At 33.3% G+C, this 339-nt stretch carries 1 pseudogene; it reads right to left on the reverse strand.

Annotation, left to right across the window (positions count from 1 at the left end):
* Positions 1-339 (reverse strand): annotated as a pseudogene (locus B0D78_RS12175) (NAD-dependent DNA ligase LigA); the annotation flags it as partial.

Consider the following 339-nt stretch of genomic DNA (forward strand, 5'->3'; position numbering starts at 1 on the left):
ATATCATCCCAGTTGTTTAAAGTTGCCCTTTTGACTGTGACTCCTCCAATTTCTACAGGAGATAAAATGGCTGTTGGAGTTACTTTCCCAGTTCTTCCTACATTCCACTCAACTTCTAATAGTTTTGTAGTTGTCTCTTCCGCTTCAAATTTATAGGCTATGGCCCAACGAGGAAATTTTTGAGTATACCCAAGAATTTCTCTAGTTCTCATATCATTTATTTTGATAACTATTCCATCTGTCAATACATCAAGTTTTTTTCTTTCAGTATCTACTCTTTCTATTTCCTCCACTACTTTATCAATTGTTTCATAAAGTTTTAAATATTTATTTACTGGG

Source organism: Pyramidobacter sp. C12-8, assembly GCF_002007215.1.
Classification (GTDB): domain Bacteria; phylum Synergistota; class Synergistia; order Synergistales; family Dethiosulfovibrionaceae; genus Pyramidobacter.